This window comes from Paracoccus sp. TRP, from assembly GCF_000185925.1.
In the GTDB taxonomy this organism is placed as follows: domain Bacteria; phylum Pseudomonadota; class Alphaproteobacteria; order Rhodobacterales; family Rhodobacteraceae; genus Paracoccus; species Paracoccus kondratievae.
Genome location: NZ_AEPN01000063.1, coordinates 1 through 12,396, shown reverse-complemented (window position 1 = coordinate 12,396; position 12,396 = coordinate 1). Strand labels below are relative to the sequence as shown.

Annotated in this window: 12 protein-coding genes; 8 read left to right on the top strand and 4 right to left on the bottom strand. The window is 64.6% G+C overall.

Features of this window, described 5'->3' with window-relative positions; genetic code table 11:
- Positions 1-302, bottom strand: a 302-nt coding sequence (locus tag PARACOCCUSGL_RS0118370) for an IS5 family transposase (RefSeq protein WP_010400129.1), incomplete at its 3' end; no start/stop codon positions are given.
- Between the two features lie 75 nt (positions 303-377).
- Between PARACOCCUSGL_RS0118370 and PARACOCCUSGL_RS0118360 the strand changes: the two genes are divergently transcribed.
- Positions 378-842 (top strand): heme-degrading domain-containing protein, encoded by a 465-nt coding sequence (locus PARACOCCUSGL_RS0118360; RefSeq protein ID WP_029372690.1) that lies wholly within the window; start codon positions 378-380, stop codon positions 840-842.
- A 69-nt stretch (positions 843-911) separates the two neighbouring features.
- On the opposite strand, the gene PARACOCCUSGL_RS0118355 is transcribed toward PARACOCCUSGL_RS0118360, so the two are convergent.
- The 3 genes from PARACOCCUSGL_RS0118355 to PARACOCCUSGL_RS0118345 are packed head-to-tail and all read right to left on the bottom strand — an operon-like array spanning position 912 to position 4,383.
- Positions 912-1,871 carry a substrate-binding domain-containing protein gene (locus tag PARACOCCUSGL_RS0118355; protein ID WP_010400126.1) on the bottom strand — a complete coding sequence of 320 codons (960 nt, stop codon included), beginning with the start codon at positions 1,869-1,871 and terminating at the stop codon, positions 912-914.
- A 20-nt stretch (positions 1,872-1,891) separates the two neighbouring features.
- Entirely contained in the window at positions 1,892-2,851 is a 960-nt protein-coding gene (locus PARACOCCUSGL_RS0118350; RefSeq protein WP_010400125.1) for an ABC transporter permease, read from the bottom strand.
- On the bottom strand, positions 2,848-4,383 hold the full coding sequence (locus PARACOCCUSGL_RS0118345; protein WP_010400123.1) for a sugar ABC transporter ATP-binding protein: 1,536 nt from the start codon (positions 4,381-4,383) through the stop codon (positions 2,848-2,850). The genes PARACOCCUSGL_RS0118350 and PARACOCCUSGL_RS0118345 overlap by 4 nt, the downstream gene beginning before the upstream one ends.
- A gap of 123 nt (positions 4,384-4,506) precedes the next feature.
- Here PARACOCCUSGL_RS0118345 and PARACOCCUSGL_RS0118340 point away from each other — a divergent pair, with 123 nt between their 5' ends.
- The 7 genes from PARACOCCUSGL_RS0118340 (at position 4,507) to PARACOCCUSGL_RS0118310 (ending at position 12,376) form a co-directional block, all read left to right on the top strand.
- Positions 4,507-5,703 (top strand): Gfo/Idh/MocA family protein, encoded by a 1,197-nt coding sequence (locus tag PARACOCCUSGL_RS0118340; RefSeq protein ID WP_010400121.1) that lies wholly within the window; start codon positions 4,507-4,509, stop codon positions 5,701-5,703.
- Between the two features lie 27 nt (positions 5,704-5,730).
- Positions 5,731-6,669, top strand: a complete 939-nt coding sequence (locus tag PARACOCCUSGL_RS0118335; RefSeq protein ID WP_010400120.1) for a sugar ABC transporter substrate-binding protein — start codon at positions 5,731-5,733, stop codon at positions 6,667-6,669.
- Between the two features lie 33 nt (positions 6,670-6,702).
- Entirely contained in the window at positions 6,703-7,659 is a 957-nt protein-coding gene (locus PARACOCCUSGL_RS0118330; protein WP_010400118.1) for a Gfo/Idh/MocA family protein, read from the top strand.
- Between the two features lie 302 nt (positions 7,660-7,961).
- Positions 7,962-8,891, top strand: a complete 930-nt coding sequence (locus PARACOCCUSGL_RS0118325) for a sugar ABC transporter substrate-binding protein (protein ID WP_010400115.1) — start codon at positions 7,962-7,964, stop codon at positions 8,889-8,891.
- Positions 8,892-8,973: 82 nt separating this feature from the next.
- Positions 8,974-10,509 carry a sugar ABC transporter ATP-binding protein gene (locus tag PARACOCCUSGL_RS0118320; RefSeq protein ID WP_010400114.1) on the top strand — a complete coding sequence of 512 codons (1,536 nt, stop codon included), beginning with the start codon at positions 8,974-8,976 and terminating at the stop codon, positions 10,507-10,509.
- A gap of 31 nt (positions 10,510-10,540) precedes the next feature.
- Positions 10,541-11,554: an ABC transporter permease gene (locus tag PARACOCCUSGL_RS0118315; protein WP_010400113.1), complete on the top strand. Its 1,014-nt coding sequence runs from the start codon at positions 10,541-10,543 to the stop codon at positions 11,552-11,554.
- Between the two features lie 60 nt (positions 11,555-11,614).
- On the top strand, positions 11,615-12,376 hold the full coding sequence (locus tag PARACOCCUSGL_RS0118310; RefSeq protein ID WP_050804221.1) for a sulfite exporter TauE/SafE family protein: 762 nt from the start codon (positions 11,615-11,617) through the stop codon (positions 12,374-12,376).
- The last annotated feature ends 20 nt before the right edge of the window (positions 12,377-12,396 follow it).

The following is a 12,396-nucleotide window of genomic DNA, read 5'->3' as shown; positions in this document are numbered from 1 at the left end:
CGGTGGGCCTTGAGGTAGGTCGCGTCGATCATGACCGTCTTCTGTTCGTCATGTTCGGCAGCCAGACCTGTCATCATCCGGGCGAAGACGCCCTTATCGCTCCACCGCTTCCAGCGATTGTAAAGCGTCTTGTGCGGCCCATAGGCGGCAGGTGCGTCACGCCATCGTAAGCCGTTGCGATTGATGAAGATTATCCCACTCAAGACGCGTCTGTCATCTACGCGAGGCTTGCCGTGTGACTTCGGAAAGAAAGGCTCAAGGCGCGCCATCTGCGCATCTGTCAGCCAGGAAAGATCAGACATGTTCACCGCTCGTTTTCGAACCGTGAATCACGACACCACCCTGAAATCAATGGGTCCTGACCCTATGAAGATGTTCTGGAACGTATCGCCGCAGAGGAAGCGCGGCTGCGTTTTGATGCCTTCGATGAAATGATCGCCTGGCTGATTGGGCAATCGCTTGTTGAAAAGGCCCGCGCTGAACGCCTTCCGGTCGTCGTCAATATCCGCACCCCTGACGCGACACTGTTTCATGCTGCGCTGCCAGGTTCGGCCCCGATCAATGACGACTGGGCACGGCGCAAATCCAACGTAACCCTGCGCTGTCATCGTGCATCCTATGCGATCGGGCTGGATTTCCGTCGGCAAGGCATCCCATCGCCCGGTGCCGAACAAGGTATGCCGCCGGAAGATTTTGCGACACACGGCGGCAGTTTTCCGGTCCGGTTGCGAGACGGGCGCGTAGTCGCCGCCGTGACCGTGTCGGGCTTGCCCCAGGAGGATGATCACGACATGGTCGTGAAAGCCATGGAAAGCGTCATGCAGGCTCTGTCTGTGCAATAGCCGTGACCTGGATATCGCGCGTGAGGCGCGGTGAGCTCTCCCGCGCCTCGTATGCTTCATGTTTCGGAATCAATACGGGCTGTCCGGGAAGTAGAACTCCTCGGCGTTTTCCTTGGTAATCAGCGGGCTGTCCAGGACATAGCGGCCGCGGATGGGCGATTGCGTGGCATAGCGCATTGCGGTGACCTCAATGGCTGGGGCAATCAGGGTCGGCGGATAGAAGATATTGGCGTCGATCAGCTTGTCACCGTCCATGATCATCTTGATCACCCGGTTCATGCCCGAACCGCCCAGCAGCACCATGCCTTCCTCGCGCCCGGCCTGCTCGATGGCCGCGCGGGCGCCTAGCGCCGCGTCGTCGTCGCCGGCCCAGACTCCGTCGATCTCGGGGAAGCGGGTCAGGTAGTCCTGCATGACCTCGAAGGCCTTGTCGGGGTTCCAGTTGGCATATTGCATGTCGAGGATCTCGATCCCCGAACCCTCCAGCGTCTTCTGGAAGGCTTCGATGCGGATATTGTCGATGGCGGTCGGGATGCCGCGCATCACCACGATTTTGCCGCCCTCCGGGAATTTCGACTTGAAATACTCGGCTGCAACCACGCCATATTGCGGGTTGTTACCGCCGACATAAAGGTCTTCGACGCCTTCCTCGGACAGGCCGCGGTCGACGGCGGTGATGAAGATGCCCCGATCCTTGGCGGCCTTGACCGGCTCTGTCAGCGGGTCGCTCTCCATCGGCAGGATCACCAGCGCGTCGATCTGCTGGGCGATCAGGTCCTCGACGTTGTTGACCTGCGTTTGCACGTCGCCCGCAGTGGTCAGCACGAATTCCAGCTGCGGGAAGGCCGCTTCCATCGCCTTGATGCTGCGTTCGGTATGGAAGTTCAACCCGCCGGTCCAGCCATGCGTGGCGGCGGGGATGGCGATGCCGATCTTGGCGGTCTTTTCTTGGGCGTTGGCGGGCAGGGCGGTGGACAGAGCAAGCCCGGCGGCGCCGGCGGCCAGTATCAGGCGGCGTGTCAGTTTCATGGTCTTTTCTCCTCCTTAGGTTATCGGGATGCGCTGCGACGTTGCAGGAAGACGGCGATCACGATGATCGCGCCCTGAAATGCGCCGTTCAGATGAGGGCTGACGAAGCTGGTCAGGTTCAGGATATTGGCGACGAGGCCGAGGATCAGGACGCCGGCGACAGTGCCCCAGACCCGGCCATAACCACCCGAAAGAGCAGTCCCGCCGATGATGACGGCGGCGATGGCCTCAAGCTCCCAGAGCATCCCCGTCGAAGGGGTCACGGCGCCGAGGCGGGGGATATAGATCAGCGTCGCCAGTCCGACGCACAGCCCTTGCAGCGCATAGGTCGCCATCCGCGCCCGGTCCACGCGGATGGCGGAATGGCGTGCGACCTCGGCATTCGAGCCGATGGCTGTGACATGGCGGCCAAAGCGCAGCCGGGTCATGGCGATCTCGCCCAGGATGGCCAGCGCCGCGAAGATCAGCACCGGCACCGGGATACCCAGGACCGTGCCATAGTAAAGCGGTCGCCCCACGCCGCGCAGGGCAAAGTCCAGCGAGATCGAGCCGCCATCCGACATCCAGGTGATCAGCGAACGCATGATTCCCATGGTGCCCAGCGTGACGATGAAGGCGTCGATGCGGCCCCAGACCACCAGTCCGCCATTGACCAGCCCGGCGGCGCCGCCGAAGGCAAAAGCCAGAAGCAGGCCAAGGATCAGCGCGCCGACGGCGCCCATCATGGGCAGCAGCGCGTTCATGCACAGGATCGACAGCCCCGCTACCAGTGCCGCCATAGCGCCGACCGACAGGTCCAGTCCGCGCGCGGTGATGATGAAGGTCGCGCCGATGGCGATGATGCCGATGACCGAGGACCGCGTCAGCACGTTTAGCAGGTTCTCGGAGGTCAGGAAGGTCGGGCTGAGCAGGCTGCCCGCCAGGAACAGCAGCACCAGCGCCAGAAGCGGGCCCAACCGGCCCAGGAAGTTGCGGATCATGTCGAAGCGTCCTGTGTCTGAAGGCCAAGCGCGAGGTCGAGGATATCGCGCTCGGTGGGGCGGCTGCCGTCGGGCGGCGCGACGGTTCCGGCGACGCGGCCGCGGTCCAGTACCAGGATCCGGTGCGCGAGACCGATCAACTCCTGCAATTCTGACGAGATCACGATCACCGCCTTGCCCTGCGCGGCAAGCCCTGCGATCACTTGGTAGATCTGGCTTTTCGCGCCGATGTCGACGCCGCGCGTGGGCTCGTCCAGGATCACCACGTCGGGGTCGGGCGCCAGCGTCTTGGCGATCAGCACCTTCTGCTGGTTGCCGCCCGACAGCTGGCCGACCGCGATCCTGGGTGAGGCGGCGCGGATGGAATAGCGCGCCTGAGCCTCGGCATAGCGGCGTGCGTCGCCGGCCCGGTCGATGACCGCACCTCCCGTCAGCGCGCCGAAGGTCAGGCTGGTGTTCAACTCCAGGTTTTCCGCCAGCAGCAGGCCCCGCGCCTTGCGGTCCTCGGTCAGGTAGGCGATGCCCAGCCGCCATGCCTCGACCGCGTCGGGCAGGGGATGTTCTGTCCCGCGCAGGACCAGGCGTCGCACCGTCGCGGGACGCAGGCCGACCAGCCCCTCGACCATCTCGGTCCTGCCTGCGCCAACCAGGCCGCCGATGCCCAGGATCTCGCCAGGCGCCACCTCGAAGGACACGTCCTGCACCGGCGGGCCGAAGTCGCGCGGCACCGACAAGCACTCGACTGCCAAGATCGGCGGGGCCGTGGGCCGGGGGCGCAGCGGCGGGAACAGATCCTCCATCTCGCGCCCGATCATGGCCGATGCAATGTCGTGTTCGGACAGCCCGGCAGCGGGCCGGTCCAGCGTGATCGCCCCATCGCGCAAGACCGCCACACGGTCCGAGACCGCCCGAACCTCGTTCAGCCGGTGCGAGGTGAAGATAACCGAACCGCCTTCCGCCACAAAGGCGCGGATACGGGCGAACAGCGCCTCGGTCTCTCGCGCGCCCAGGACGGCGGTCGGCTCGTCCATCAGCAACAGGCGGGGGCGGGCGGCGAAGGCTTTGGCCAGTTCGACGATCTGCCAGCTCGATACCGGCAGACCCACCATGCCGGCGCGCGGGTCGATGTCCGAATTCAGCAGTCGCAGCGCGTCGCGGGCGGCGGCGCGCATGGCGGCATAGTCGATCAGGCCCATCCGGGTCGGTTCGCGCCCCAGCACGATATTCTCGGCTACGCTGAGGTCAGGGATCAGGGCGAATTCCTGATGCACCAAGACAATCCCTGCGGCCTCTGCCCCTTGCGGGTCGGCCGGCACCGATTGGCCCTGCCAGCGCACCTCGCCTTCGCCAGGACGCAGATACCCCGCGATGATCTTCATCAGCGTCGATTTTCCGGCGCCATTCTCTCCCACCAGGGCGAGCACTTCGCCCGCGCCGAGCGTCAGGTTGATGCCTTTCAGCACCCTGTTCGGGCCATAGGCATGTGCAATTCCATCCAGCCAAAGCGGGTTCGGCTGCTGATTCTGCTGCATGTGAAATCCTCCACCGCAATAGAAACACCGATCCATGAAATATTGCAATAGTTGTTGCGATCACGGTCGATCCGCGCTTTCTATTGCCGTAGAGGGCAGGGAATCACTTCGAGGAGGAAGTCGATGTCAAAGAATGCCAACTTCGCGGGGGCCTTCCCCGCCATGGGCCGCAAACTGCGCCTTGGGGTCGTGGGCGGCGGCGCGGGTGCGTTCATCGGACAGGTCCATGCGCGGGGTGCGCGGCTGTCGGATCGCTGGCAGATCGTCGCCGGGGCGCTGTCGTCGCGCCCCGAGGTCGCGCTGGCATCGGGCCGCGACTGGGGGCTGGAGCCCGACCGCAGCTATACCGACTGGCGCGAGATGGCGCGGGCCGAGGCGGCGCGGCCGGACGGCATCGACGCGGTGGCGATCACCGTCCCGAACCATCTGCATTTCGCGGTCGCCATGGCTTTCATGGACGCGGGCATCGACGTGATCTGCGACAAGCCGCTGGTCAATACGCTGGTCGAGGCGCGGGCGCTGATCGACAGACAGCGCGAAACCGGGTTGATCTTCGGCGTGACCTATTCCTTCGCGGCCCATGCGATGGTGCGGCAGGCCCGGCAGATGGTGCGGGAAGGTGCCATCGGCAGGGTCATGCAGATCCATGTCGAGTATTTCCAGGAAATGGCGCTGCTGCCCGCCGATGCCGCCTGGTCCGGCACGCCCTGGCGGCAGGATCCCGCCAAGGTGGGGGGTGCCGCGACTACGGCGGACATCGGTTCCCACGCCCATCATCTGGCCGAGTTCGTATCCGGCCTGCGCATGACCGATCTGCGGGCCGAGTTTCACCGGCTGGGGGCCGATCAGCCCCTGGAGGATACCGCCTTCATGAGCTGTCGGTTCGAGGGCGGCGTGCCCGGCACCCTGCTGATCTCGCAGGCGGCGGCGGGGGCCAGTTGCGGGCTGCGCATCCGCATCTCGGGAACCGAGGGCACGCTGGAATGGGATCAGGAGAACCCGGAATACCTGCAGCACCGACCCTTCAATGCCCCGCATATCCGCATTTCGCGCGGGCATGGCGCAGGGATGCTGTCGGATGCGGCGCGCTTCGTCCACATGCCGCGCGGCCATCCCGAAGCGCTCTCGGATGCCTGGGGCAATCTCTACGAGGAATTTGCCATCGCCATCGAGGCCCGCCGCGAAGGGCGCGATTTGCCGGACGGGCTGCTGGCCTATCCGGGGCTGGAGGAGGGCGCTGCGGGCGTTGCCTTCATCCAGGCCGCGATCCGCTCGAATGCCGAAGGCGGGGCGTGGGTATCCTGCGCCTGCGACGCCTGACGGAAGAACACGAGGAGGAGGAACTATATGAAACGACTGATGATCACCACCGTTTTCGCGATGACCGCATTCGGTGCGCAGGCGCAGGAAATCGGCGTCGCGATGGCGCAATTCGACAACAATTTCCTGACCATTCTGCGCCAGGGCATCGAAGAGGCGGGCCGAGCCGAGGGTGTCACCTTGCAATTCGAGGATGCGCAAAACGATGTGCCCCGGCAGTTGAGCCAGATCCAGAATTTCATCTCGTCCGGGGTCGACGCGATCATCGTGGTCGCGGTGGATTCCGATGCGATCACCCAGATGGACAAGATGGCGAACGATGCCGGCATTCCCATCGTGAATATCAATCGCGAACCGCCGAATGTAGAGAGCCTCGGGCCGCTGGAAGCCTTCGTCGGCTCGCGTGAGGTCGATGCGGGCACGATCCAGGCCACCGAGGCTTGCCGCCTCGTCAAGGAAAAGATCGGTAACGGCGAGGCGAAAGGCGCCATCCTGGCGGGCGACCTGTTCATCCAGGCCGGCCGCGTGCGGACCGAGACGGTGCAGGACTTCGTCAAGACGCCCGGCTGCGATTTCGTGAAGATCGAGGACATGCAGGTCGCCGACTGGTCGCGCAGCAAGGCCTCGGATCTGGTCTCGAATTGGCTGACCGCCGGGCTGACGCCGGATGTGATCTTTGCCAATAACGACGAAATGGCCATCGGTGCTGCACAGGCGCTGAAGGCCGCAATGGTCGACCCCGAGGATGTCGTCGTGGCCGGCATCGACGCGACGCCGGACGCGCTGATGGCGCTGAAGGCTGGCGACATCGACCTGACCGTATTCCAGGACGCGGCGGGGCAGGGGCGCAAGGGGCTGGAGGTCGCCGCCGCCATGGCGCGGGGTGAGGAACTGGCAGAGCGCGCCGTCTATATCCCGTTCGAACTCGTGACCCCCGAGAATGTCGATGACTACCTGGCGCGCTGAAGCCAACCATCTCGCCATGCGGAGGGATTGCAGATGAGCCTGGCCATTGGCGTGATCGGCGCCGGTGTCATGGGCGGGTTTCATGCCCGCCTTTTCGCCGAGGAGATTTCGGGGGCGCGGCTGGTTGCGGTTTCCGACCCCGATCCGGGCCGGGCAGGCGCATCTGCCTATGGCGCGCAGGTCTTTGCCGAGGGCCTTGAACTGATCGAAAGCGACCTGGTCGAAGCGGTGCTGGTCGCCGCACCTGACGCTGCTCACCACGAATTGGTCATGGCTGCCATACGCCTGGGCAAACCCGTGCTCTGCGAAAAGCCTCTGGCCTCGACGGTCGCGCAATGCCGCGAGATCGTCGAGGCCGATGCGGGCCGCAACCTGGTCAGCGTCGGCTTCATGCGCCGCTTCGATCCCGCCTATCGCGAAATGAAAGCTGCCTTGGACGCGGGCCGGATCGGCGCGCCCCTGCTGATGCATTGCGTGCATCGCAATCTCGAGGCGCCGCGTTGGTTCGACGGCTCGATGATCGTTACCAATGCCATGGTGCATGAGATCGACATCTGCCGCTGGTTGCTGGACACCGAATACACCTCGGCAAGCCTGACGCAGGTTGGCGATGCTGGCGACATGCTGCTGGCCGAATTGCACACGGATCGCGGGGCGGTCGTCTCGGTCGAGATGTTCATGAACGCCGCCTATGGCTACCACGTCCATGCCGAGATCGTCGGCCGCGAGGGGACGGTGGCCATGGCCGAACCGGCGCAGGTGCGATTGCGGCGCGGCGGTGCGATGCAGGCCGGATATTCGTCCGACTGGATCGGGCGCTTTGCCGACAGCTATCGCTTGCAGGATCAGGCCTGGGTGCGGGCATGCCGTTCCGGCCGGCCCTGCAAGGACATGGCGACGGCCCGCGACGGTCTTCTGGCGACCGGCTATTGCCAGCAGTTGGTCGAGCATCTGCCAGCAGGCGGGGGGCCGCTGACGCCTCGCATGTAAACATGCGCAAGAGAGCGTTTGTTGCTGTATTTCGTATCTGCAATTTTTATTGCAATCACGCTGCGGAGGGCCTATGGTCAATGTCGAGGCAGGGAATCCCTGGCTCGCGGAGGCCAGGGGCAAGATGCGAACGTGCATCGCTCACGGTTCTCGGACATGGCGGGAGGTCGTCATCAGGTCGGAATGGATGCGGCGGAACAGTGGTTCTGCCAACGGCTTGATATTGCCTTGTCGCATCAAGGTTTTGGCTTCGTCCGACGCGAGAAGATCGGACGGAGGTAGCAGGAGGAGGAAAGACCCACATGATCAAGAAACTCGCGACGGCCACCGCGTTCTGTGCGCTGATGGCAGGCACGGTTCAGGCCGAGACCATCGGCGTTGCGATGTCGCTCTTCGACGACAACTACCTGACCGTGCTGCGTCAGAACATCCAGCGCCACGCCGACGATCTGGGCGTTACCGTGCAGATGGAGGATGCCCAGGGCGATATCGCCCGCCAGCAGTCCCAGATCGAGAATTTCGTCGCCTCGGGCGTGGACGGCATCATCGTGATGCTGGTCGACGCCGATTCCGGCCAGGCCATGTCCCGCATCGCCGACCGGGCGGGCGTGCCGCTGGTCTTCGTCAACATGCTGCCCGCCAACATGGACGAGTTCCCGGAAAAGCAGGCCTGGGTCGGCTCGGACGAAGAGCAGGCGGGCGAGTTGCAGGCGACCGAGATGTGCAAGCTTATGGGCGGCGAGGGCGATGCCGTCATCCTGATGGGCCAGCTTGGCACCACCGGGCAGCGCGGGCGCACCGCGGCGGTCGAACGCGTGCTGCAGTCGGATGAATGCAAGGGCATCAACGTGCTCGACTCGCAATCCGCGAACTGGATGCGAACCCCGGCGCTGGACCTGATGACCAACTGGCTGACTTCGGGGATGCAGCCCGATGCCGTGTTCTCGAACAATGATGAGATGGCGCTTGGTGCGATTCAGGCGCTCAAGGCATCGGGGATCTCGATGGACGATGTGATCGTCGGCGGCGTCGATGCCACGCAGGACGCGCTGGCGGCGCTGGAGGCGGGGGATCTGGATGTCACCGTCTATCAGTCCGCCAAGGGCCAGGGCGAGGGTGCGCTGGACACCGTCCTGAAGATCGCCCGCGGCGAGGCATTCGAGCCGCGCGTGGCCGTTCCCTTTGAGCTGGTCACGCCCGAGAACGTCGCGGAATACAAGACGCAGAACTGATCCGGGCGGGCATTCGGTCGCGCACCGGATGCCCGGACCTCAATCCGGGGGCCGCGTCCCCTGACAGTCTTTCGGGGGGAAGATGGTTTCGAAGACCACATTGGAGGCGATCGAACGCTACAAGGAAAAGAGCCTGCCCTATATCCTTGAAATCGAGGGTATTCGGAAGGAGTTTCCCGGCGTTGTGGCGCTGGATGATGTGCAGTTCCGGCTACGTCCGGGCTCGGTTCACGCGCTGATGGGCGAGAATGGCGCAGGCAAGTCCACGCTGATGAAGATCATCGCCGGCATTTACACGCCCGACCGCGGCACCATCCGCCTGCGCGGCGAGGAGGTCGTTCTGTCCAGCCCGCTCGATGCGCTGGAACAGGGCATCGCGATGATCCATCAGGAACTGGCGCTGATGGACTGGATGACGGTCGCCGAAAACATCTGGATCCGGCGCGAGCCGAAAAATGCGCTCGGCCTGATCGACCACCGCAAGATGACCCAGATGACTCGGGAATTGTTCGCGCAGCTTCGGCTCAAGATCGATCCGACCGCGCAGATCAGCACCCTGACCGTCGCGCAGCGGCAGATGGTCGAGATCGCCAAGGCGGTCAGCCATCGTTCCCAGGTGCTGATCATGGACGAACCGACTTCGGCGATCACCGAAACCGAGGTCGACCACCTGTTCGAGATCATCCGCGACCTGAAGGCGCGCGGCGTGGCCATCGTCTACATCACCCACAAGATGAACGAGCTGTTCGAGATCGCCGACGAGTTCTCGGTCTTCCGAGACGGCAAATATGTCGGCACCCATACCAGCACCGACGTGACCCGCGACGACATCATCCGCATGATGGTCGGGCGCGAGATCACCGAGATGTTCCCCAAGGAGGAGGCCGAAATCGGCGACGTGATCATGTCGGTCGAGAACCTCTCGCTGCCGGGCACCTTCCACGGTATCACCTTCGATCTGCGCCGCGGCGAGATCCTCGGGCTGGCCGGCCTGGTGGGCTCGGGCCGCTCGAACGTGGCAGAGGCGCTGTTCGGCGTGACGCCGGCCACCGAGGGCAAGATCCGCATCGCCGGCCGCGATGTCACCATCGCCTCACCCGCCGATGCCATGCGCGAGGGAATGGCGCTGCTGACCGAGGACCGCAAGGCGACCGGCTGCTTCCTGCCGCTCACGATCCTCGAGAACATGCAGATCGCAGCCTTGCATGAAGGCCATGTCAAGCTGGGCTGCGTCGATGAGCGGGGGATGACCAATCTCTGTCTCGAGATGAAGGACAAGCTGCGGATCAAGACCCCCAACCTCGACGAGCGGATCGAGAACCTGTCGGGGGGCAACCAGCAGAAAGTTCTGATCGCACGCTGGCTGCTGACCAAGCCGAAGATCCTGATCCTGGACGAGCCGACCCGCGGCATCGACGTCGGCGCCAAGGCCGAGATCCACCGGCTGATCTCGCGCCTGGCGCAGCAGGGGGTCGCCGTCATCATGATCTCGTCCGAACTGCCCGAGGTTCTAGGCATGTCCGACCGGATCATGGTCATGCACGAGGGCCATATGACCGGGATCCTGGACCGGGCCGAGGCGACCCAGGTGAAAATCATGGAACTGGCGGCCCGCTGAGGCCCGCGCGGCGCCCGAGGAGGATATTATCATGGACAATGTGCAGATCGAACCCGTCAAGCGACAGCGGCGAGGGCTGCCGCAGGAGTTGAACATCCTGCTGGTGCTGGTCGCCGTCGCGCTGGTCTTCGAGATCCTGGGCTGGATCTTCCAGGGCCAGAGCTTTCTGATGAACACCCGTCGCCTGACGATCATGATCCTGCAAGTCTCGGTCGTGGGCATCATCGCCATCGGCGTCACGCAGGTCATCATCACCGGCGGCATCGACCTGTCGTCGGGCTCGGTCGTCGCCATGACGGCGATGATCACCATGAGCGTGGCGCAGTCGGGCGATTATGCGCGGGCCATGTATCCGGCGCTGACGGACCTGCCGGTCATGGTGCCGCTGGCCGTCGGGCTTGGGCTTGGGCTGATCGCCGGCATGATCAACGGCGCGCTGATCGCGCTGACCGGAATTCCGCCTTTCATCGCTACGCTCGGCATGATGGTGACGGCGCGCGGCATCGCCAAATGGTATACCAAGGGCCAGCCGATCAGCTTTCCCACGGACAGCTTCGCCGCGATCGGATCGGGCGCCTGGCCAGTCTTCATCTTCCTGGCGGTGGCGCTGATCTTCCATATCGCCCTGCGCTATACCCGCTATGGCAAGTTCACCTATGCCATCGGCGCCAACCCGCAGGCGGCGCGCGTCTCGGGCATCAACGTGCAGCGCCATCTGATCAAGGTCTATGCCATCGCCGGGCTGCTGGCGGGGCTGGCCGGCATCGTCACCGCCGCCCGTGCGGAAACGGCGCAGGCCGGCATGGGCATGATGTATGAGCTTGACGCCATCGCCGCGGCCGTGATCGGCGGCACCTCGCTCAGCGGCGGGCGCGGGCGGATCTTCGGTACGGTGATCGGCACGCTGATCCTGGGGCTGATGATGTCGGGCTTCACCTTCCTGCGGGTCGATGCCTTCTATCAGGAGATCGTCAAGGGCGTGATCATTGTCGCCGCCGTGGTGGCCGATACCTTCCGCCAGAACGCCCGCAGCAAGAAAGCCTGACCTTCCCCCAGGCTTTGGGCCCGGAGCGCCTCGCTCCGGGCCTTTTTCATGGATGCCGCAATGCATTGGACCATCTTCGCATCGCCCACCGAACTGGCCGTGACCGCGCTGGCCGTCGTCCTGGTCGGTCTTTCCAAGGGCGGCCTCGGCGGCATGAGCCTGCTCGGTGTGCCGCTCATGGCCCTGGTCATGCCCCCGGTTACTGCGGCGGCGATCCTGCTGCCGGTGCTGGTGGTGATGGATGTGGTCAGCGTGGCAAGCTGGCGGGCTTGGGTCGATTGGCAGATCATGCGTCGGATCATGCCCGGAGCGATCGCAGGCATCGGGATCGGCTGGGCCAGCGCCGAACTGGTCTCGGACTCGGCGGTGCGCCTGGTCGTGGGACTGGTTTCGCTGGCCTTCGTGGCGCGCGCGCTTGTCGGAACGGGGCAGGGCACCGCGCTTGCCGGCGCGCGTCCGGCGGCCGCCCGCTTCTGGGGCGGGCTGGCCGGCTATACCAGCTTCGTCGCCCATGCCGGAGCGCCACCCCTTCAGATCTACATGATGCCGCTGCGGCTGGATCCGAAGCTCTTCACCGGCACCACGGTGATGTTCTTTGCCGTGACCAATGCGCTGAAGCTGATCCCCTATGCCGCGCTGGGAGAGTTCGGCGCCGATAACCTGGCCCGCGCCGCAGCCATGCTGCCGCTGGCGGTAGGGGCGACCTGGCTCGGGGGCTGGGTGGTTCGCCACATGCGCGCCAGCATCTTCTATCCCTTCACCTATGCCTCGGTGGCGCTGGTCGGGGTCAAGCTGGTCTGGGACGGGTTGGCCGGGCTCTAGGTGTTTGATCCCACGGTTTG

Coding starts and splice junctions, on each gene's coding strand:
- PARACOCCUSGL_RS0118325 (WP_010400115.1), top strand. CDS start 7,962: ATGATCAAGAAACTCGCGACGGCCACCGCGTTCTGTGCGCTGATGGCA.
- PARACOCCUSGL_RS0118335 (WP_010400120.1), top strand. CDS start 5,731: ATGAAACGACTGATGATCACCACCGTTTTCGCGATGACCGCATTCGGT.
- PARACOCCUSGL_RS0118350 (WP_010400125.1), bottom strand. CDS start 2,851: ATGATCCGCAACTTCCTGGGCCGGTTGGGCCCGCTTCTGGCGCTGGTG.
- PARACOCCUSGL_RS0118330 (WP_010400118.1), top strand. CDS start 6,703: ATGAGCCTGGCCATTGGCGTGATCGGCGCCGGTGTCATGGGCGGGTTT.
- PARACOCCUSGL_RS0118320 (WP_010400114.1), top strand. CDS start 8,974: ATGGTTTCGAAGACCACATTGGAGGCGATCGAACGCTACAAGGAAAAG.
- PARACOCCUSGL_RS0118340 (WP_010400121.1), top strand. CDS start 4,507: ATGTCAAAGAATGCCAACTTCGCGGGGGCCTTCCCCGCCATGGGCCGC.
- PARACOCCUSGL_RS0118345 (WP_010400123.1), bottom strand. CDS start 4,383: ATGCAGCAGAATCAGCAGCCGAACCCGCTTTGGCTGGATGGAATTGCA.
- PARACOCCUSGL_RS0118315 (WP_010400113.1), top strand. CDS start 10,541: ATGGACAATGTGCAGATCGAACCCGTCAAGCGACAGCGGCGAGGGCTG.
- PARACOCCUSGL_RS0118310 (WP_050804221.1), top strand. CDS start 11,615: ATGCATTGGACCATCTTCGCATCGCCCACCGAACTGGCCGTGACCGCG.
- PARACOCCUSGL_RS0118355 (WP_010400126.1), bottom strand. CDS start 1,871: ATGAAACTGACACGCCGCCTGATACTGGCCGCCGGCGCCGCCGGGCTT.